Origin of the sequence: Paenibacillus sonchi (assembly GCF_016772475.1) — a bacterium.
Classification (GTDB): domain Bacteria; phylum Bacillota; class Bacilli; order Paenibacillales; family Paenibacillaceae; genus Paenibacillus_AQ; species Paenibacillus_AQ sonchi.
This window is the reverse complement of the sequence record NZ_CP068596.1, coordinates 183,505-205,128: the sequence shown is the minus strand read 5'-3', so window position 1 is coordinate 205,128 and position 21,624 is coordinate 183,505. Positions and strand designations below refer to the sequence as shown.

The window sequence follows — 21,624 nt, the reverse complement described above, 5'->3', positions numbered from 1 at the left end:
GTGTTTACTCCTGGGGCGGCCAATATGAGGAGGTAAAATATGAAAAGACATTGGATTTATTTAGTTTCCGTTATCCTTTTTTGTGGAACATTAATTGCATGTACGTACATACATGTCAATTATGAAAAAAGATATTCTCCGTCTCTGGCTGATACATCAGAAGATTCAGTGTCTCAAAATACAATATTTAATCTTAATGAGGCTGCTGATTATTTACGAATTTCCACAGATGCTTTAAAGGGAATTATTAAACAGGACGGAGAAAAGAGAAGAACTACCAGGCCTACTCATGCTTACGATCTCATCCCATACGTTGATCTAAATGGAAATTTGATCTTTTATCGTCCCATTTTAGCTAAATGGATTGAATTTAACTCTTTAAATAAATAAATAAAGATTGCACATAACGCAGGTTGTGGCTAAGGCCAGGTTCCTATCTGATGCATTTAGGACTTTCCTTCAGGGGAAAGTTCTTTTCTATTTACAAAGCAATGATTTTTATTTAAGTGGATCTGATCGGCTTTTTGTACGCCCTGGTTGAAACCAAGCAGTCATGTAGGTAGGGGAGTCATTCAGGGATCGGGGAGCTGCTCCGCTGAAAAGAGCGAAAAGCGAAAGCTGAAGGTCTGAAGAACGATCGGGCTGAGGCTACCGGCTCTAAGGCGGCAAGATCGGCCACCTAAGAGCCGGTACGCCCCGCTGCAGGGTTACTTGGCCCGATAACTAGAGCGCCTAAACCGGGGGCAGAGCGCCCCGGCTAAGGCGCTCTAGGTTCCTGTGCCGCTCTTAACACCCCGCACGGAGCCAAGGTCAAGGGCATGCTGGTGGGGAAGCTCGGGAAGGCATGGCAGCATCATGAACGCTCCGCGCTGCTACGCTTATCATCAAGCGGCCACGCTGAAGGGCAAGCACCATGATTCCGCTGCGCTGCATCATCGTACAAGGGAACTGTGAGCTGAAGCAGGGAAGGAAGGAGAGAACCGGCATGCGCCGGTTCTTTTTTATGGAATGCATTTTTTCCCTTTTGCCTTCCGCATGGGATCAGCTCCTAGCATACGAAATCTAATTTCTTCACACATAAAAGGGTTGCTCCTAGAATAGATACCTTGTCCAGAATGCTATGAGAATTACTTAAACGGTTGAATCTGAGCTGGACAAGACGTAAAAAGGGCTATAACCGCTCGCAACGGTTATAGCCCCTAAATCGAAACCCTAAATAGTTTCAACCTCTACTGAAGGTTGGGTAAGAGGGATGCTTTCTCGACTCTTACGCAAACATTATACCATACTTTAATTTTTATGCAATGGTTACTCTCAATAAATGGAGTGTTGTCTTCTAACTATGATTCAAGTATTTGACATAAAAACCTAAAATATCACAAAAGGAGATGTGGTTCTATGGGAAAAAAAAGCATGCCCATGCAATTACAAATTGAACGTGCCAGGAAACGTCTTCACGCCCTGACAGAAAAACACAGGAATTTTCTGCATCCTGCCGTAATCAAGCAATCTATGGTATTGGATGAATTAATTAATCAGTATAATAGGATAGGAGAGCAGCAAATAAAAAAGCCGATTGGATGAACAATCGACTTTGGGCGAGAAACTTTTGCCGGGTCACTCGCACTTATAGTTTAACAGATCATGCAAAAAAACGGGATACATTTAAAGATGCATTTTGAATGAAAACGCTAGGGAAGGAGTCCGAAAACATGCAGACATGTGCTTATTGCGGATCGGCTGTTGAACCAGCCGGTAACGGCCTATACTGCTCATTTTGTGATATGGAAGTCTACCAAAACGATATTCAGAGAAACGGCATGAGAAGGCCGGTGTGAGCTGAAGAGATGGTTTTGTTGTCAGCAGCAGAACGATCGACACAGGAGCTTATGGAGAAAGAGAGTTACTATTTAATCGTGTTGTTAAGGCTTGTTCGGGATGAACGCAAGAGCGCATTCAATCTGCTGAGGATAATAAATAAAGGAGATGCCGCGCAACCTGAAATAGCGGCTTTACAGGCAGGGCAAAGCGAAGGCGCTAAGAATTATAAGTACTGGACGCGTAAGGCATGGATCATTGAGAACATCTTGCGTGACCGTGCTGGATACTACCCGGCTAAAATTACAGAGGGATTGCTCAGTGGCATCTTGGAGCAGGTGCAGTAAGGAAACGAGAAGCCTATGACCTTTAAGCCTTTTTGATTCTTTGTAGAAATTTAATTAAATAAAGTTACTTAAATAGGGGGAGCCGTTCACATTTTGAGCGGTTTCCTTTTTGTCGTGACCTCATGTTTAGGCGCGAAAAACGGACCCGTAGCTACTACAGTGGTCAGGCTATAGGGTGGGGTAGCGTTATCTAATATGAAACAGGTGTACTAAAGTGTACTAAGAACACCATTGTTAAAATAATATTCTTATGTGTACTTACTTTTTGGTAAATCGGCCTTTTGGGTCGGTGCTTTCTATAATGATCAGGTACAAACTCGATTCGATTGATTTAAGGTAAATTCATCCTCTAAAGCAATGGAATTACTGTAAACCAGTTCCCCAAAGGTTGCATCACCACTTTCGTCAACAGGCGTATCAAAGACCAGTGGATTACGTTGCTCCTCTCTTGTCCTCTTCCTGTGGTAATCTATATCGCAAAAACGGATTAACGATCCGAGGTACTTTGTAAACCGTATTTGGAAGAAATACCGCTGAAATGCCCTTTCAAGATGACTTCTATTTTCAGTTGTAGGGAAGAGAATATTTTGGCACAATAACCTGACGTGTTCGGGACTTTCAAAAAAACCGCAAATAACAGGATTCTTAAAAAGAGCTTGGTTCTGTGCTATATACTTGGATAAAGCTTGATTTTCTTCCCGAGTCGCTGGTCTGTTTTCGATATTAGTCGACATAAAATTACCTCCCACTATTATCCTTCTTATATATTAAGTGAGAGAATATCGTTATTATATAACCGGTGCGGAACGTATGTTCGATTAATTTTTGTAAAAAATTAGGATATGCATTTAGCAGTCCTAATTTCATTGAAGAATATGTTTTTACGTGGTAAATCAATTTTTACCAGCACCCTTTGAAAAGCTGTTGAAACTACCTATTTCTCCAAAACATTAAGGCTTTGTAGATCAAGAAACTGCAAGTAGCCCCCTGATTCATCAAGAAGAGCCTATGACCCAGAATTATTTCTTGAAAGGTGGTTGTACTAACTCTGTTATGTTTCACTTTAATAAATAAGGCCGCAACGATGTGGATGGTTTGGGATCAACCTCCAACATTGATCCCACGGTCCTTACAATAAAAACATAACTTTAGGGAGGAAATAACAATGCCACATGCACTTTCGTCTTCTAATCTGATCAACCAAGCTAGTTCTTCGATTCACTATCCTGGTGGTGGGGGTGACGTTTTTCATGATACCAACTTTTACTCATATTGCGGCAAATCGGGCGCAACTGGGACCATCGCGGAAAATGGATGTGCAATTACTTCTGTAGCCATGTTTTCACTGTATAAGGGCGGTCTGTCCAATAGCAATGAAAACACATATAATGCTGTTGCAAAAGCAACACAATATGCTACAAACAAAACAGCTGATTTATACACATCAGGCTTCACCTATTCGACAACAATTGGCGGTCAGAACATTTCTGTAACTAGTACTGTAATTTCTGACGTTTCTGAGGAAGTTGAGAACGGTAATGTCTGTATGGTGCGGCTGTATACTGATTCTCGTCATACCCATTATGTATTAGTGGACGGATGGGATTCCTCGGCTTCCGGTTTTTACCGATATCTTGTTTGCGATCCTAGTGGCGGTGTTAAGATAACGTTGGCTGATGTAATGCAGCGGATGTGGGGATACCAAGATGCTTCGCTTATTACTCAAAAATTTCTACTCAGTTAAATAAGTAAGCCGGGGACATGGAATATCCTGTCCTCGGCTTTTTTATCATTTTATAACGAAACAGCTCAAACGATCTAGATGATACAAGAGGAGTGTAAAGCCGTGGCACAAGTAATATCTAATTTGTTGGCATAGGTACAAGTGATGATGCCAGAAGCCACTTATCATTTACATATTCAATAGTTAGTGTCCATTTGTCATCCGGATTGTCAAACAATGTAGTATCTAACTCAACCTTCGCAATATTATCGTTTTGTTCTATTAGCTTGGCGGTATCAGTTAGAAAATCTTTTGCCCTTCCATGACTTCCAGCCCATTTGTATATATAAAGTTGTCCTTCATACTGCCCTTATAATAGGGACGATCCCTACCATCGTCGATGATTTCTAGATAACGACTATAAAAAAGCTTACCAGCGGTATTTTTTGTAAATACGCCTTCTATTACATTTTTAAAATCCGCCATTGATTTAACGTTATTGAATAAACCCGTTTGAAGTTTCTCCCCTGTAACAAGGCAATATTCTTTGACGCCTAGAATCGTTTTCGTTTCATCGAATTTAATCGCATCAGTTCCGTTAAATACTCGGTAAACATTTACTGCCTTTGGTATAAGCTCTTTGAGAATTTCTGTTTGCGGGTGGTGTCAGCTACGCTGGTACTACCCCTTTAAGTAAATCGTGGAGCTGTCTAAAACTTATTTCTTTCCTGCTAACGATTATTAAACTCCAAAACCCCATAAAACCAACAAATTCAGTCTATGTCAGTCTATGACTTTATTTTCTTTGTACATCAAAATCTGACGATTTTCGAAGGCCTTAACCGCTTCAGATAAACTACTTGAGTCTAGTACTTTGTTTTCTTTTGATAGCTGCAAGTTTTGTTTGTAGATTGTGATCTGGGAATAGGAGCCTCATATGGAGATGGTGATGAAATATATTATTTAACTAAGTGATTATTAAAATGATTAATTAATAGTTCTTATTTGGTCTCAAAATTTGAGAGGGAGTCTATCAAATTTTGAGAGGGAGATCTATCAGAATTTGAGAAGGGGTCCCTCAAATTCTGATAGGTATAATAGACTATTAAATTTGTATAGTCTGCCTATCAAAAAATGAGAAGCGGTATTTTGCTTTGAAAACCGTCTATCAAATTAAGATAGGCAAAGAGTATAAAAATTTGAGATGCAGCTTTTCAAATTTTTATAGTCGGTCTCTCAAAATTTGAGAGGCGTAAAATCTCCAAAAAAGAACCGCGATCCGCGGTTTTTAGATTATTCTTGCCCTATGAAAGTATAATTAATTTCCTTAAATTCTGGATCTATTTCACGTAATGTATCAAATATTAAAGAATGTAACCGTTCCTTTAACCATGATTGTATAAACGAGTGTGGGCAATAGATGGTATAAAGTGAATCACGTTTTATACAAAAGGTACCCTTGAACCAAGTGTCAAAAACCGGCTTAGTGACCTTCTTTTGAATTCGAGCTATGAAATCAGCCCAGATTAGTTTATCTTGTTCCGTTTTTTTACTTTCAAGCTGTTTTAATTTGATCAGTAGTTCTTTATCTCGTTCCAGTGGGGATTTTATCTTTCGCAAGACTTTTCCGCTTTTCAGCATGTCTTCATATATGTCCATATAGTCAACGGTTGAAGCGAGATCCTGAATCTGATCAAATTGATCGGTTATCGATTGCATATACCTATCATGATCAACCTTGAGTTCCGGAGGAAGTTGCTCATAAAGCTCAACTGGGAGAAAAGGTACCTGTTTTCTGATTTTGTATAAGGGGCTTTCTTCCATGTTATTTTTGTCCGAGTTCTGTACATTAAACATTAATGCAAAGCCATACTGTTCGAGAATGGACAAGTATTTCTTTACGGTATTCCGGGTTTTCCCCATCTTTTGACTGATCAGTTTAAGATCGGGCCAGCAATAATCCTTATCCCCATAACAATATCTCTTCAAATGACCGTAAAGAGCGACTCCTTCAGCTGATAGAAAATGTCCCCAGTAATCATATATGTAGTTGCTGATGATTGTCATATGGCCATCAACATAGGGGATAGGTTGACCATGCTTGTCGAGAGAGAAGCGTTTCACATCTTCTTCCTTGATATATACCTTTTCCATTTCTTTAATGGTATAGGTTTGTTCAGAATCTCTAACATTTCGTAATTTGGGTTCTTCAACACCCGTGGGACGGTAGCGGTAGTAGGATAGCTTATGGTGCGTACCTTTCAGGTTTTTCTCAAGCATAAAAAACTCTCCTTATAATTGACCCAGGTGAAAAAAGGCAAAATTTAAAGAAGAGTAGGCACTTCACTTTTCAAAAACTCTGTGATAAAATAAAAACACAAATGTTTGAAGTAAAGTTCCTATTCCTCTCGCATTTATTGTCGTACGCTTGGCGGCCGAAGACAATAAACGTGTTCACGATAGGGGCTTTTTTTTAATTATTTTCAGACCTTTAAAGCGGCCGTTTTACAGATTTTTCTCATTTTCTAAAAAGGAAGGCTAGAAGGTAAAATAAAAACACACAATAATAATATTGTGTGCAACTAAACAAGGGTCAAAAATCTACCATTTTTCAAGAAATGGATAGACTTTACCCAATGCTCTGCACGCACTTCGAATATAACATATTAAAATTTTTCGGTAAAGAGAATTATGGAAGAGCAAAACTTAGGATGATGCTTGTCATCGTACTATTCATGTGATAAGATTCATATAAACCATATAATGCACGCGCAAAAAGCACCTCCAACATTTGTTTTGGGGTGTTTTTTTATGTTACTTGAAGGAAGAGTTTACCTTACACTAACCAAATGATATAATGTCTTTATTATGAAGCATTTGGATTTTCTTCGCTATTCTAAATGATCTAGCGAAGAGTGGGTTGCCGGAAGGCATTGAGGTAAAGTAATCGGACGTTTAAAGGACATACACTATACGTGTGTCCTTTTTTTGATCGATTATGAACCTGGAGACACAATTCTAAAGAATTGTGTCTTTTTTTGATTTGGTGCCGGATCCTGAGGACCTTTTATAAAATTCGAAGTGGAGCTTCTCACAACACTATTAACTTCTTTACTTCTCTTGGCGGGAAAAGTGAAGAAGAACATTTAAAAGCGTTGTGAATGATATAAAAATAATCTGTTCAAGCAGAGAGGAGGTGTAGGAGATGAGGCTTCGCCCACTGAAAAAACATAAAGGTTGGAGTGAAATTATAACTCAATGTCCCATTTGCGGTAAGTCCGGATGGTGTGCCATCAATGATGAGAAAGACATTGTTCGCTGCATGAGGGTACCTTCGGACGAATACATTGAATCCGGCATAGGACGTCAATATCTCCATTATCTTAACCCTGATCATCTTAGTCAGATCGAGATTGAGATCGTTCATGCTGAATCTGTAGACAAAAGAGATGACGAGCACCTAAACATGGTGTATCGGACTCTTATTGAAGAGATGAAATTGTCAAGTGAGCACTTGTATCATCTGCGTAACATCCGACATCTCTCGGATCATGAAATTGCACAACGGCAATATCGCACCATGCCTACTACTGAGCGATATAAGGTCGCACAGCGGGTACTATCGCGATTTAGTGAGAGCACCAGCCTCTTAGGAGTGCCTGGATTTTTTACTCAAGCGGGCAATCATGGTTCATATTGGAGTATGGCGGGGATGGCAGGATTGATGATACCCTTCCATTCAATCAAAAATGAAATCATTGGATGGCAAATTCGCGTTGATGAACCGCCACTTGTCCTAGATATGGAGGGGGCCATCAAAGGCGAAGTGATGCGAGAGCTTGAGCCAACACCTTTTGGTATGCGCCGTGCAAGATGTAAGCTCTTCGTCCAAGATAAAGAGATGGAAGTCATTCTAACAGAAAAACAGGAAAAAGTGTGTTACTCCAAGTCCAATCAGTTTGTGTTCAAAGTGGTCCTTAAGCAAGGTACACGCTACTGGTGGTGGAGCAGTGGGTCCAAGGATAATGGTTCTTCAATTGGTGCTCCGGTGCCTTATCACTTGGCGTTGCCTACAGCTTGTCTTCCGTATTGGAATATAGGCGAAAGCCCAGAGGGGATTATAGACTGCTCGGAGGTATGGGTGACAGAAGGGCCTTTCAAGGCCGACAAGGCTGCCGAAGCTTTGCAGAAACCGGTTTTCGGCCTGCCAGGAATCGGTACGTATAGTTTGATTTTGGAGCCGCTGAAGCATCTTGGATGCAAACATATTGTCATAGCATTTGATGCAGACTTAATTGTTAAGCCGCAGGTTCAAAAGACTCTGGAGTTATGTGCAGAATTTTTTGCAAAAAATACAGATATGTCTATGAGCCTCGCGCTATGGGACTTATCCCTTGGGAAAGGAATCGACGATCTCCTTAACGAAGGATATTTGCCTCAGTTATCCGTGATGCTTGAATAAAAAAAGATGAGAGTGAGATGTGATAAAGTATGCTCAATCGTATAATTCTTATTGGTAGATTAACTAGAGACCCGGAGCTCCGCTATACTCCTGCTGGAGTTGCTGTAACTCAGTTTACGCTTGCTGTAGACCGAAATTTTACGGGGCAGAATGGTGAACGTGAAGCTGATTTTATTCCAATCGTTACTTGGAGACAATTGGCGGAGACCTGTGCGAATTACTTGCGCAAGGGTCGCCTGACTGCAGTAGAAGGACGTGTCCAAGTACGGCACTATGAAAATAACGAAGGTAAGCGTGTATACGTTACTGAAGTGATTGCCGATAACGTCCGTTTCTTGGAATCAGCCTCACATCAAAATAGGTCCAATAGCGGATCAAACCTCCCTGAAGAACCGACCTATTCTGGTAGCGGACGTGGGAATAGCAATAACAGAGATCCTTTTTCAGGTGAAGGGAAACCAATCGACATCTCGGATGATGATTTGCCATTCTAACGGATGGTATTCTTAATTGAATAATGGTTGATTGAGGAAAGCGCTGGCGATGCCATAGCTTTCCTTTTCTTTTCCCAGCCACAGGGATATTATTAGCAACCCCGTGGCAAAGGGGTTGTTCAAGGGAGAGATTGTTTTATGAAATCAGTGTTTCCGATGTACATACTTCAAGTGATTGATAATGGGATACTGCAAGATATTATTTCAGAGGTTGATCTGGCCTTCCTGGCCGAAATTGCTGAGGAAAAGATTACAAATTATCTTCAGCGTGCTGGGGCCCGAGGCGAAGGCGATGTCGCCTACAGAACAGAAGATGGGTATGCCGTCATTCAAAATGTACCCAGCGACCCGGCTGAGTCGCCTACTTCGATCTGGACGTATCGTTTCGATGGACAGGAGGAGGTATCTGATTCTTTGTCTGCGATTCGTGGGCAGATCTTAAGGATGAACAGCAAATTACTGGTCATCTCTGAAGATGTGTTAAGGCGAAAGGTCCTGGATGCTGTCTCAGATTTTTGTGGGTTTTCAATCAAGGATCCTGAAGACCCTTCGAGGTTTACCAATCAGGATGGAGTCGTCTTGGCAAATACTAATTTCAGTAAGATTACGGAGCCTAACAATGGCTTATTCAGAGAGTGGGGATGCTAAATGTACTTTTATGCCTTTATGTGCAGGTGTGGAGGAAGCACGCACTAAGCTAAAAGATGCAGATGCTCAGGAGGATTGGTTCGTGCGCCCAATGATGCTTGAGGCCGAGTATACTGCTCAGGCGAAAGATTATACCGGAATTGTAGATGGGGTACCATATCTTCTCTATATGGATGTAAATGGTGCCACGGTATTCGGGCCGGTGATATTGGTTGAAAATTGGAGATATTGGCAGCATTTAAAACATCGTTCACCGTCGGTTGAATTGCTTGAAATGCTATCAAGAACGCATACCGAGATTATGATGTGCGTAGAAGAAAAGCCTGAAACACTACAAATGAGTATCTGTGACGGTCAACGGCTCATACGCTTTCCGGCCATGACTAAAAAAGAGATAGTTCGTCACTGGATGATGGACTCGTTTTCACATGAGAAAAATGAATTGCTATTCGACGCTGCAGTGCTCCGGTTAATTCCAGATTATATAACCTCTGCTGAACTGAGTTGGCTGAAATATGAATTTATTGCTGGATTAAAACAGACATTTTAGAAATCTCCTGCAGATCATTATGTTATGGTCTGCAGGAGACTATTTCATTCAATCATTCCCATGTCACGGAGCCGATGTTTGATCATATCAATTCTCCGATCCCGTTCCTCCTTCGATTTATTTTCTTCCTCCAATACTTTGAATACTTCTAAATGAACAATCAGTCCAGGATCTCTTGAAATTCGTTGCAAAAGATCCAGAAGTAAATCATATTCAGAAGGTCCAAAATCAACGATATTTACAAATTCATTACACGGAGCATCCAGTATGTTTACGATTCTCGCATACCCCGCCAAACTAAGTTTTCGTAGCATTTTATTTACAGGTATTCTTTTCTCACCGGGCTTTACTGCTAATTTGATGTGTTGGATTGGAAGCTTCTCACAAGCTTTATGTATCTGAAAACTGTCTCTTAAAGTTTTTTGAAATTCATCTGCCATCTGAATTCACCTCAATGGATATATGTGGTTAACATAGCATTTTAGGTGAATAGATAATAGTTGTAAAATATTACAGTGAAAATGTTAGAAGAAAACAAAGTATTAGACTCTGAAAATTTCGTAATAGACTGAGAAAATATAGTTTTAGACTGGTACGCCGGATCGAACAGACGGAGTATGGTGCTACAGGGCTTCGCCGACTGCGGCAGCTGCGCGGTGGAGACAGGGCCAGATCGAGCGGCGGCAGCTCACACTCCTGAAGCTTCCAAACGTCGCCGGTGTAGGCGCAGGGAGGCGGGATAGTAGCGGTAGTTCACAATTCTGGTGATTCCAGATGTCGCCGGCGGCGCTGCGGGGTACGGAGGCCGGTTCGACACTCCTGGTGCTTCCGGATATCGCCGGCGGCGCAGCAAAAACGGCGGGTGGATCCAGCGGCAGTAGCTCCAATCTAATACTTTTTTCTCAGAACCGCGGCGGTTTGCTTTTCGGACGCCTTCTTCAAGGTCCTCAGTCTAAAACTTATTCATCATAGATGGGTGATTCCACAACTACTAAACTTTGTAGTATTTTGGTCTAGAACTGTATTTCTTAATTCAGAAAAAGGGTAATCACCAAAATCAGTAATAATCGACTTCAAAAGAGCTTAGTCTCAGTTTGATGACAGATTCTTAGAATAATTCGCTGGTTTTTCTGACAAAATCAAGGGTAACATTGGGGACGAGAAGAGTTTTTTTCATATCCTTGTTGTGTGAAATACTTCTTGCTATAATAGCCTTATTCCGATACATCTAAGAATTTTTACTGCTGCTACTTCTTCAGCAGTAAGGCGGGCGTCCAGATCGGACAAAAATAACAGGCGTACAAGATACAGCCATGGAGACAAAAGTACATACCACAGGTATGTTCTTTTTAGTTTTCATGGCTTTTTTGTGCGGAAAATGGGAGGAAATACATCATGGGAACACTTTTGGATGAGAGAACTTACGGAATGGACCACGAAGAGGAAAACATCACTGGCAGGGGAATAACGTTTGAAGTAAGCCAGGCAAGTCTCATGTCGATTTTGACTGTTTGTGAGGGCATTATCCCCAAATCTGGCGCTGCTATGCCGATTCTTCAATCGATAAAATTCGATCTGATCAATGAGACGCTATTTGTTACGGCCACTGATGTTACGCAGTCGCTACTATACCAGCTTGACGTCAAGAACGTTGCAGGAGTAAACGGATCTTATTTGTTCCCTGCCAAAGAAGGAATTGAACTGATTAAGCGGCTCCCACGAAAAACGCTCACTTTGGAGCAACAAGATTCAACCCTACTGATCACCTATGGGGCCAATCGAACAGCGATGGTGCGGATATTAGATGCTGAGCAATATCCAGCCTTGCCAAGCATGGAGTCGGTAGAGCAGCTATCCATCCCGTATGAAACCTTGAGACGGTCTTCTATAGGTACATTGTTTGCCTCGATGGAAGAAAGTACACCAGCCTTGCTGGGCATTCATATACACTGCTGCGATGGAAGGCTGGCTTTCTCTGCAACTGATCGACACCGGATCTTTAACTTTGTGTCAGATGTAGCCATCATGGATCCGGATTCGTTTTCTTCAGGAATCGTTCCGGCGAAGAACTTTAAAAGAATCGTTGATTCTTTTAAGGGAGCGAAGAGTACTGAAGAATATGAGCTGGGAATGACACATAACTATTTGATCCTACGTAACTCGAGCTTTGTGTATTTCGGAAAATTGCTTGAGGCTAATTTTCCGGATCTGCAGCGCACTCTGAATGCAGCTGACCAAGGTAAAATGGTTAGTTTTTCCAGAAAGGAAATGAGTGAGACATTATATCGTGCATTAAGCCTTAAAACCGAGAATAATCGAATTACGCTTGAAGTCAATGCTGCAGGTGAGTTTATTGTTCATAAGGCATCCGAGGATAATGAAGTACGTGAAGAGATCCCGAATGCGGTTGTTGAGGAAGGAGAATACCCCGTGATGAAGTTCAATGGGGAATTTTTAAAAGAAACTTTACTCATGGGTGATCCGACAGTAGATATCATTCAACTGCGCTTGACTGGCCAACGCAATCCCGGCTATGTGACGCTTGAAGGCGATCCTTCGGTATTGGCCATTCTGTTGCCTTGTGTATAAACTGCGAGTACGGAGTTACTAAAAATTTGAATAGGGATGAAAGAGAAGAGAGCGGTAAGCATCTCTTCTTTTCTTTTGCCCGGAGAGAGGATACACCTATGAATGACCTCAAAGGAATGTTTAATCGGATTGCCAATAACAAGATCCGCATGGGCAATTACGAGACCATCGAAGAAGACTTGGTCTGTTTACGAAGCTTGCTGCAATTTCCGAATACACCATTCTCCATCGTCGATTTCTGTGCCGGCAGCGGGCGTGCAATCGAAACCTTAGCTAAAGAATCAACAGCAGTTACGTTTGGGATCGAACCCAATGAAGAGAAGTACTTGGAATTACGCGAGCGTGTAGACTTTGCCTTGTATGGCGGATATGAAGAATGCCGGATGAACAAGGATACCTTTCGGCTCTGTTATTTGAATCCCCCCTATGATAGAGACAGTGAAACGCTGGAGTCGAAAGTTGAGCGTAAAGAAAAACGTTTTTTACGGCAGTTGCTGCCCTATGTTTCTACTGATGGGATTCTGATTTATAACATTCCGAGAAGATGGATGAAGAAGGATATTGTGACCTTGTTGGTGGCGAACCTTGATGATATCCGAATCTTCCAGTCTCACGATGATACTTACCAACAGGTCTATACGATTGGACGGAAGCGGAGGGAGAAATATATTGATCGGAACCTGGTGCTGCAGATCCTTGATTTAATGGATGAAGAAAACCATTTGCAACGACTACCTGTCAGTGATGAGCCGTTATATAAAGTTCAGCCTGGAAACGTAGCACCCAAATACTTTCGTTCGATGCGAATGGATGTGGACCAGCTGCGTGCAGTGATCCAGGAGTCAGCATTAACTCATAAAGGGATGCTCTGGACGACGCCAAAGAAGCCCGCGGCGAAGCTGCAGCCTCTTTTGCCTGATAAGGAGATGCACCGAGTACTGCGGATGGCCAGCGGCCGACTGAACGGAAAGGTTGGGAGCGGTTATCTTCTTCATGTGCTTAAAGGAATTGTGAAGAAGGAGCTTCAAGTAAGCACAGAGACGATTGGGAACGAAGTGGTGGAAACGGAAAAAGAGGTCTTTAAGATTACATTTAAGCTGATAGACCGCTTTGGCAATATACGAAAGATTGAAAATTAAGAGGCTAGTCCTAAAGGAGATCATCAAGAATGAAACATATGGAGTTTAAACATAAAGATGTATACGTAAAGGTCCATACCCCTTTAATCATCACTCGGTTGAATGAGGAAAAGAAAAAAACAGAGCTGGTATATGCAAACGTAATCGACATTGATTCGAGGGTTCAGGCTGTATTTGCACAGTTTAGCCATCTCCGAAAAGCGGAGGACGTGTACTTTAGTCTAACACATGCACCAAGAATTGGAGAGAAGAACTATGACAAATCATCCTGGTCGGTTCGGCCTGCAGGAGGGTATAAGTGCCAATCTCAACGGGAGAATGAAACCCTCGTGTCTGGCCTTATCGTCAGTGAGCAAATTTTATTTCGTAGTGGAGATGGATTAACGATCTTAGCTTGGGATGGAAACTTTGAAGAAAAACTCTTTTGGGCCATCGAAGCCCATTATGAAACGCCCATGCTCCAAGAATGGATTCCATATATCATTTCTCAGTTAAAACAAGACAAGCTTCTTACTCCTTTAACTGTCCATGACTTCACCGGTGATTTCCCCCTCTTATCTGCCTATGATTTACTGGCGCCAGAAGAGATCCTGGAGGATTATCTCTCCAAAGGTTTGGTGAATGGGAACATTCACTTAACTGAAAATCCTGTGAAGGGGAAAACTGATTTGGGAGTAGAGCTACAGGAGAAACGTAACAGCAGCTTTCAAATGCTGCATGATGGACCACAAGTTGACGAACGGGCTGAGGAAAGGAATACCCTTGGCGGAATCGAAACCATCGGTGATTACCTTAATTTATTCGGCGCGGATCTAATTCGCCGCTTAAATGAAGAATACATCCCTGTCCATCATCCAGGGAAAGACGAACCACTTAAAATCTTAAATGAGATCAAACGCCCATTGTTCAAAGCACAGGCACATGTGACAACAGCTCTGCTTAAAGGGTTTAAAAAACAACGAAGACAGCTGTTGATAGGTGAAATGGGCACGGGTAAAACGAGCATGTCAATTGCTGTCTGGTTTGCACTAGCAGCTGAACTGCTAAATGGATGCGGCCGTGTGATTTACATGGTGCCCAATCATCTGACCAAAAAAACGAAACGGGAAATCGAGCACTTGCTCAGTAAATCAGTCTTCGAAATTACGTATTTGCATCATTTTGAGGATGTACTCCATTTACGTAATAGCCGTAAGTTTAATCGGAAACCGCAAAAAATGGAAGTCTATATCATAGCGAGGGATACCGCAAAATTAGGCTATATCTATGAACCCGCTGCGAAATGGGTAGATCGTACGTACTTCTCCGAAAAGAAGGGCTATGAAAAAACACATTTTCAAGGCTGGGTTTGTCCAGATTGCGGCGGCCAGTTAATGAAGGAAGAGAATGATAGCTTGGTTCCGATGGAGTATGATTCCTTTCTTAATAAGCATGGAAAACCTACCCGGCGCAGATATAATTTACGCTGCTCCAATCATGTACGGCTATATAAACATCCGGATCCAGAGCAAGATGAGTATCGTGAATGTGGCTGTGCTTTATGGCAAGCCAAAAATAAAAACAAAAGTAGTTATTCCGGGAAATCCCGTGCAATGGATGGCGGAGCTCCCCGGAAGGTTTCACCTGCTGACCTCTTCAAGCGGTATTTCAAGAATAAGTTTGATATCGCAATTGGGGATGAATGTCACGAGCTAACCGGTGGTAGCGCGCAAGCCCATGCTTTTCATGTTCTAATGGGCTGCGCTAGATATACCTTGGCAATGACCGGGACCTTGGGGAATGGCTACGCTAGCAACTTATTTGAGTTATTTTTTCGTATGTTTCCCAAGCGAATGAAAGACAATGGTTTTGTTTGGGGAGAGGTCGGACGCTGGATCGATCTATATGGCATCCGGGAGCGAGTTACAAAAACTAAAAAAGAAGATACCGCTCTGAATAGTTCAAGTAATGGCTCCAAGCGTGGAAGTATTAAGGAACTGCCAGCTGCAGCTCCGCAGTTGTTTACAGATATGCTAAGTGATGTCGCTTGTTTCATCCAAATGTCTGACATGTTTGAAGTACTGCCCAAGCTAAGTGAAGGACCGATGTTTGTTCCGATGGCTGGAGACAGAAAGTTTGTATCCAGCAGTGTACGGAGAGAACGGAACCCTGGACAGAAGAAGCGAACTCTGACGAAAATCATGCGGCTAGTGGCACCAGAGTGGTATATGGAACGAAGCCTATCTGTAGTAGAGAAATTACTTCGACGTGCTGTTCAAAATGAACTTGAAAATGGGGGGCAATCAGTTCTCCTCGGAAGTCTGGTAAACACACTCCTCAGTTATCCGGATATTCCGTTTAACTTTAATGGAGTATATCATCCCGACACCGGAAGAGAAATTGTGCCTCCTCATTACAGGTTGAGCGAAAGAGTTCTCTATCCAAAGGAACTTCAACTGATAAAGTATGTACGTGCCCGGATTAAAGCCGGCCGGAAGGTGGCCGTTTTTGCTACATTCACCGGAAAATTAGGAACACTACAGCGGCTTCAGCAATTACTGAACGAACGGGGCATTAAGACTGCGGTTCTTGATTCAAATGTTAAGTCTGCTGAGCGAGAAGAATGGATTGAGCAGAGAGAACGTGAGGGCATCCAAGTGTTACTTTGTAATCCAATTTTAGTGTCTACTGGGCTTGATCTACTCTCTTTTTCCTCACTGTTCTTCTATCAAACTGGTTATCGACTTACTATTGTCCGGCAAGCGGGGCGCCGGCACTGGCGCATAGGGCAGAAAAACCTCTGCGAAACGGTATATTGCGGGTATAAGAACACCATGCAGGAGCTTGCCATCAACTTAATGGCAGCCAAAATGAGTGCGGCTATGGCACTTGAAGGACAATTCAGCGAAGAAGGTCTTACGGCTTTGACGGATAGCTCAGGCGGCAGTCTAGCCAATGAGCTCGCAAAACGGTTTGTAGGGAATAAAATAGAAGGGGTAGAGAGCGCTGAATCAATCTGGGGGAAAATGAGTATTGATGCTTCTGAGCTGATTCAGATCAATAATCAGGAACCCGAAATATTGGAGGCCGCTGAGGAAATTCAAGTAGAGACATATACTGGGGTTACTAAAGAGGAAGTATTGTCCTCCTGGATCTCGGCCACTGTTCCAGATGATTTACATCATCGGTTCCATCAGCAGCTTGACTTTGTTGTGGCTCATATTGATAAGGGGATTGATGGTTTATCAATCTCACAAGACCTTTTCTTGAGTACGACTGAACTTGTGTGGGAGCCGGCAAAGGCACCTAGAAGAGAAGTTGAATTCCGTCGCTGGCTATTTGCACTGACAAACATGCCGGTTCAGCCGGAAGAGAAAGTGAAAGAATGGCAGAAGGAAGTGCATGTAATTACTGGTTCAGCACGCGAGAAAACTAAAAAATCTCTCCGGGTTACTGAAGGACAACTTGCATTTAATTTTTAAACCAAAGAAGAAGGCCGGCGCGCCTTCTTCTTTTTTGTTTTGTGTGAGATCTTTCATAATAGAGTGATTTACGTTAATATATTATTTAATTAATTAGATACCTTGTGGTTTTAATGGAGCTGAGAGGGTTATTTAAGAAAAAATACAAATCGTATTCCATGTGAAAACTCAGAAAGCCAAAAAATATATTTGGAGATTCTCCATTTACGTTGTATGATACTTCCAAATCTTAGAGAGGAATGAGTTAACAATGACTACAAAACCAAAAATTTACCCTACCTGCCGGTTGTGTGAAAAAATGAATACCGAACTTACCCATTGCGCGATATACGGAGCAATCACTGCAGAGAATATAAACAACACGGCAATTGGAGCTGCTTGTGCTATGTCAGGGGAGTATGTACGCTTACTGCGTGCCATTCCCAATGAATATAATTATGGGAAACTTCCAAATAAACAGATTGTAGACGAAGAAGCTGACCAGGAGCTACACATCTATGATGGCGGCGATGAGAGTGTCGATTTTATTCATAATCACGGGATATCCCTTGAAGAATGGGCAGTCGAATTTTTCGTTAAACGTTCTGAGGATATTCGCTCGAAGGAAGATGAATCATGCATAAATAATATTGAATAGAAGGATTCTATGTAAATTTGGTTTTTGAATTGGAGTGGAATTTATTCATAGGGAGGCATATTTTGGGACACAAAGGGCACTTTGGTGTATCAATGGGTACAATTATTAAACGTCCTAAGAAGATAGATCCAGGATCGAAACACTGTTCGAACTGTAAGCATTACCAGAAGGGTATGTGCCGAATTATAGCTAAAATATCTAATGGCCGCCAAACCTATGTTAATGATAAAACAGCTGCTCACCTATGTGCGCATTTTATTCTTAGACAAGAAAAGATCACTACAGATAATGAAGCACAAAAGAAAAAGAAGCCTGGGCAAAAATTGAAGCCAAAGAAATATCGTTACCTCTGTGATAGTCATAATCGTCATGTGGTCTTTTTCAAGTCTAAGGTTACTATTGAGAGTAGATGTACAATATGTAAGGACAAATATGACATGGATGTAAAACTGAAATATGCACCGTTAAAAGAAGACAGATGAGTGATGAATTATCAGAAATTTAATGCTGAAATGCTAGAAGGAATACGGTGTAAGGCTTTGTGAAGAAGTAACAACACCAATGGGACTTTCATGACTTGGAACGTGCCATTCATCCGAAATTGAGGATTCTATGAAGAAGCGACAAAGAAAAAAGAATGAGAAGCTGCACGTGAGAATGTACGCAGATGAATTTAATTGGATTTTGATGACACCAGAAGAGAGGGAAGCAGCCGTCAAGGATTATAGTGATGCTCGCAAGCTGCTTGCAAGGAGGAGATACAGAGAATTGAAAAATATGAAGCCTATTTTATATGTATTTCCGTCTGGGAAAAAAACTAATGAATTCTTGAAGAGTATCGCAAAAAGATGTAGGGGGAGCAGATCGTACACGACTACACAATCCCTTCAAGATTTTGCATAAACATATTATAGTTGAACATGCAGTGATCGAAGGGAAACTAAGTCAAAATCAATTTGGAGGCATTCGTTCTTACAATAAAAGAATAGACTAATATGATTTTCCATTTTTGGACATATCGTGGTGATGCCATTATAAAGTAGCCTTAGGCTAAGGGCCGTTCGGTTAGATTTTATGGGGGATAATAGTAAGGGGAAACCCAGAAAGAGAAGTGATTTAGATGTCTCTGGCGACAGAGCTGAGATTTTCCGGATATCACTGTAGCTGTGGAACTGAATTGAAAGAAGTTTTGAATTTAAACTCTCAAGTATTAACATATCTTTGTAATTCTTGTGACAATGAAGATAAGTGGTCTAAGTTTTTCCCAGCTCATACGAACTGGTTGGAAGTTTCCCCTGGAAGATGGATGAGGATGCCATCAAAACCATTCTTAACACATGTAGATGAAATGTAACTGATGGCGAACAGACAAAATAGTTAATAGTTCAGAATTAATAGGGAGTGGCCCAATGAGTAATATATTGAATTTCCCATTAAAATGTACCTGCAGTACAATCTTCACAGAGAGCCTTTGCCTAAAGTCCGCTTTAGAAGCAAAGGCTTTTGTATTGTCTAAAATTAATATGAAGGAAATAGAATTGGAAGTATGGTGTAGTACCAGCGTAGCTGACATCACCCGCAAACACACGGACAAAAATGTAAGAAATCTCCGCTTTTGGAGAGTTCTTTTATGGGTGATAAATGTACAATTGCTGCCTGTTCGTTAAACTATGGTACCCGTTAAGTCAATCGTAAATTCCATAAATACTATGTCATTTCGCATAACTGAACAAATTAAGAAAAAGGGATCCTCTGACTGCCGCTACAGCCGGAGAATTCCTATTAAAGTAACGTGCCCTTAAGGCTGCTGGGTCAACAGCACAACTAAGCTGGAACGTAGGTCAATCTGATCACCTTCTCGCCAATTCGATCGCTTGCCACGAGGCGCAGCGGCGGCCGCGGACCGGCGAAGAACGGCTTGCCGTGACCCAGCACGACTGGATGGAGATAGAGTCGATACTCATCAACGAGACCGAGCTCCGTTATACTGTGGGCCAACTCCGGCCCGGCAACTTCAATCTCCCCTTCATACTGAGCCTTCAGCCCACGTATGGCCGCTGTGAGGTCGCCCTCGATCAGAGAAGCGTTCGGACCGACGGACTTTAACGTCCTCGACACCACCCACTTCGGTTTGCTTTGCCACGCGGCTGCGTATTCCCTTTCCGGCGCATCCCATTCAAAATGGTCTCCGTCCCAATACCGCATGGTCTCGTACATGCGGCGCCCGTACAGGCAGCCGGCAAGGCCGCTCACGTCGTCGATGAAATGACGGAATAGCACGGGGTCGGGCTGAAATGCCTTGTGGTCGTGGTCGACGAATCCGTCCAGAGACTGGTTCAAAGCGAAAACAATCTTTGCCATGCGTTTGACTCTCCTCCCTCGTTTTCTCGCACATTCATCACCAAGACAACACGTTCCATATGCATTCTCCTTTATGTCTACATTTTACCATCCAACAGCATGTCCGGTTTCTCATGGATTGCTAATGTGCACAGTCCAGGCCTGATCGAATACAAATTTTCCGCCAGGCTTTAACCATGCGCCCTCATTCATCAGAAGCGCCGCGGCCTGCAAGAATAACCCAAAAAATAATACAGTCAAAACAAACTTACTTAATATAGATATACTTGTTATCAAGTATGTGTCCCGCTCCTGTCCCCATTTCCGCCGCTCTTCCATTCCTGCAGCTCTGCACCTGTTGCTCTTAACTCCTCAGTCCTGACCGGGTCGGCGGCCGGCACCTAGTCACACTCATGGTGGGATCATTCGTTTCACCACCCGATCTCCTCCTACGCTTCAGCGGGCAACAATTTTCTTTCTTTAAATCCCCCAGGTGTCGCGTACCCAGTTCTGGGTCAAATTTGCAACGCCCGGCATGACTGCGACGCCGGTTTAAACTACTTCTTGATGGATTTGTCCAACCCTTTATACCTTTTTTTCGCGCGGAGCGCGCCCCCAGGCCCCCAAACAATTTAAAATCGTTGCTTGATCCGGATATAGTGTATAAAATTTTGGAATCAAACTAAGTACGTACTTTGCCAATGGATAGATCCGGATCTAGTTGAAGATTTGAATTTTGTTACTAGATTCATTTCTAGGTACAGTGAGGATGGAAGAGATGCGAAAAAGGGACTGGAGTAACAAGAATGGGTAGTAGCTGCGGCGGAGGGAAGCACATGCTTGATAACAAGTATAATGTAAACAAGTATATTGTTATAGAGTAAGGTGTGGTATAGTTGGAATAAAAGGTGCAGCGCCCCGGGCTCTCCTCCCCTTCTGGGAGCGGGGGCTTACCTTCAGCTTTTGAGGCTGCGGGTGGAGGTGCTGCCGGCAGTAAAAGCCGAGAGGAGTTGATGATTTGCGGAATCAAAATACGACAGAGAAAGATGTGTCCCTTGGCCATGTGGTTAAGGTGCAGCAAGTGATTGATTTTATGGTACTGGCGGAGCTGCAGAAGGGTAGGCGCTATGGCAAGCAAATGGACCAGGCTATTATTCATGCCCTGGATGGCGTTGGAGTAAACGATGGTTACTTGAGCACACGTTTAAGGAAGCTTTCCTCTCTCGGTCATGTATCTGATTATTGGGATAGTGATCAGCGGTATTTCCGTTATTACGAAATTACTGAATCTGGGTTAGAGTATTTTCAGCAGCTGCTAAGAGATTTGCCGGAGAGAGTGGATCTTGCGCTGAAGGTTTATCTGAAGTTTCAGTCGATCATTCTGAAATATGAGTAAAACCGCGGACGACTTATCCG

At 42.4% G+C, this 21,624-nt stretch carries 20 protein-coding genes; 15 read left to right on the top strand and 5 right to left on the bottom strand.

From position 1 onward, the window contains the following. The first annotated feature begins 39 nt into the window (after nt 1-39). The 3 genes from JI735_RS34480 (at nt 40) to JI735_RS34470 (ending at nt 2,165) form a co-directional block, all read left to right on the top strand. Nucleotides 40-390 (top strand): hypothetical protein, encoded by a 351-nt coding sequence (locus JI735_RS34480; RefSeq protein WP_039832842.1) that lies wholly within the window; start codon nt 40-42, stop codon nt 388-390. 1,008 nt (nt 391-1,398) lie between these two features. Further along, nucleotides 1,399-1,584, top strand: a complete 186-nt coding sequence (locus JI735_RS34475; RefSeq protein WP_039832841.1) for an aspartyl-phosphate phosphatase Spo0E family protein — start codon at nt 1,399-1,401, stop codon at nt 1,582-1,584. Between the two features lie 305 nt (nt 1,585-1,889). Continuing rightward, on the top strand, nt 1,890-2,165 hold the full coding sequence (locus JI735_RS34470; RefSeq protein WP_157771241.1) for a hypothetical protein: 276 nt from the start codon (nt 1,890-1,892) through the stop codon (nt 2,163-2,165). Nucleotides 2,166-2,470: 305 nt separating this feature from the next. On the opposite strand, the gene JI735_RS34465 is transcribed toward JI735_RS34470, so the two are convergent. Further along, nucleotides 2,471-2,899 (bottom strand): hypothetical protein, encoded by a 429-nt coding sequence (locus tag JI735_RS34465; RefSeq protein WP_039832839.1) that lies wholly within the window; start codon nt 2,897-2,899, stop codon nt 2,471-2,473. Nucleotides 2,900-3,330: 431 nt separating this feature from the next. Between JI735_RS34465 and JI735_RS34460 the strand changes: the two genes are divergently transcribed. Continuing rightward, nucleotides 3,331-3,909: a C39 family peptidase gene (locus JI735_RS34460; protein ID WP_039832838.1), complete on the top strand. Its 579-nt coding sequence runs from the start codon at nt 3,331-3,333 to the stop codon at nt 3,907-3,909. A gap of 279 nt (nt 3,910-4,188) precedes the next feature. On the opposite strand, the gene JI735_RS34455 is transcribed toward JI735_RS34460, so the two are convergent. Beyond that, nucleotides 4,189-4,374 carry a hypothetical protein gene (locus tag JI735_RS34455; RefSeq protein WP_039832837.1) on the bottom strand — a complete coding sequence of 62 codons (186 nt, stop codon included), beginning with the start codon at nt 4,372-4,374 and terminating at the stop codon, nt 4,189-4,191. Nucleotides 4,375-5,181: 807 nt separating this feature from the next. Beyond that, nucleotides 5,182-6,168, bottom strand: a complete 987-nt coding sequence (locus JI735_RS34450; protein WP_039832836.1) for a helix-turn-helix domain-containing protein — start codon at nt 6,166-6,168, stop codon at nt 5,182-5,184. 925 nt (nt 6,169-7,093) lie between these two features. On the opposite strand from JI735_RS34450, the gene JI735_RS34445 reads away from it, so the two are divergent. The 4 genes from JI735_RS34445 (at nt 7,094) to JI735_RS34430 (ending at nt 10,042) form a co-directional block, all read left to right on the top strand. Then, on the top strand, nt 7,094-8,350 hold the full coding sequence (locus tag JI735_RS34445) for a toprim domain-containing protein (RefSeq protein WP_039832835.1): 1,257 nt from the start codon (nt 7,094-7,096) through the stop codon (nt 8,348-8,350). 29 nt (nt 8,351-8,379) lie between these two features. Then, nucleotides 8,380-8,844 (top strand): single-stranded DNA-binding protein, encoded by a 465-nt coding sequence (ssb, locus tag JI735_RS34440; protein ID WP_039832833.1) that lies wholly within the window; start codon nt 8,380-8,382, stop codon nt 8,842-8,844. A gap of 138 nt (nt 8,845-8,982) precedes the next feature. Continuing rightward, nucleotides 8,983-9,492 carry a hypothetical protein gene (locus JI735_RS34435; protein ID WP_039832831.1) on the top strand — a complete coding sequence of 170 codons (510 nt, stop codon included), beginning with the start codon at nt 8,983-8,985 and terminating at the stop codon, nt 9,490-9,492. Beyond that, on the top strand, nt 9,464-10,042 hold the full coding sequence (locus JI735_RS34430) for a hypothetical protein (protein WP_039832830.1): 579 nt from the start codon (nt 9,464-9,466) through the stop codon (nt 10,040-10,042). The genes JI735_RS34435 and JI735_RS34430 overlap by 29 nt, the downstream gene beginning before the upstream one ends. 44 nt (nt 10,043-10,086) lie before the next feature. Here the strand turns inward: JI735_RS34430 and JI735_RS34425 are convergent, their stop codons facing one another. Then, nucleotides 10,087-10,482 carry a hypothetical protein gene (locus tag JI735_RS34425; protein ID WP_039832828.1) on the bottom strand — a complete coding sequence of 132 codons (396 nt, stop codon included), beginning with the start codon at nt 10,480-10,482 and terminating at the stop codon, nt 10,087-10,089. A 955-nt stretch (nt 10,483-11,437) separates the two neighbouring features. Between JI735_RS34425 and JI735_RS34420 the strand changes: the two genes are divergently transcribed. The 6 genes from JI735_RS34420 (at nt 11,438) to JI735_RS34395 (ending at nt 18,771) form a co-directional block, all read left to right on the top strand. Beyond that, nucleotides 11,438-12,631, top strand: a complete 1,194-nt coding sequence (locus tag JI735_RS34420; protein WP_039832827.1) for a DNA polymerase III subunit beta — start codon at nt 11,438-11,440, stop codon at nt 12,629-12,631. 98 nt (nt 12,632-12,729) lie between these two features. Beyond that, entirely contained in the window at nt 12,730-13,770 is a 1,041-nt protein-coding gene (locus tag JI735_RS34415; protein WP_039832826.1) for a DUF6094 domain-containing protein, read from the top strand. 29 nt (nt 13,771-13,799) lie between these two features. Continuing rightward, entirely contained in the window at nt 13,800-17,231 is a 3,432-nt protein-coding gene (locus JI735_RS34410) for a DEAD/DEAH box helicase family protein (RefSeq protein WP_233476560.1), read from the top strand. Between the two features lie 250 nt (nt 17,232-17,481). Beyond that, a complete protein-coding gene (locus JI735_RS34405) occupies nt 17,482-17,868 on the top strand; it encodes a hypothetical protein (protein WP_039832823.1) in 387 nt (128 codons plus the stop codon). Between the two features lie 62 nt (nt 17,869-17,930). Then, on the top strand, nt 17,931-18,350 hold the full coding sequence (locus tag JI735_RS34400) for a hypothetical protein (protein ID WP_039832822.1): 420 nt from the start codon (nt 17,931-17,933) through the stop codon (nt 18,348-18,350). 175 nt (nt 18,351-18,525) lie between these two features. Continuing rightward, nucleotides 18,526-18,771, top strand: coding sequence for a hypothetical protein (locus JI735_RS34395; RefSeq protein WP_202677753.1), 246 nt, complete (start codon nt 18,526-18,528; stop codon nt 18,769-18,771). A gap of 921 nt (nt 18,772-19,692) precedes the next feature. On the opposite strand, the gene JI735_RS34390 is transcribed toward JI735_RS34395, so the two are convergent. Then, the gene (locus tag JI735_RS34390) at nt 19,693-20,229 is read right to left on the bottom strand and encodes a dihydrofolate reductase family protein (protein WP_039832820.1); all 537 of its coding nucleotides are present in this window, start codon (nt 20,227-20,229) and stop codon (nt 19,693-19,695) included. 997 nt (nt 20,230-21,226) lie between these two features. Here JI735_RS34390 and JI735_RS34385 point away from each other — a divergent pair. Continuing rightward, on the top strand, nt 21,227-21,604 hold the full coding sequence (locus tag JI735_RS34385; protein ID WP_039832818.1) for a PadR family transcriptional regulator: 378 nt from the start codon (nt 21,227-21,229) through the stop codon (nt 21,602-21,604). The last annotated feature ends 20 nt before the right edge of the window (nt 21,605-21,624 follow it).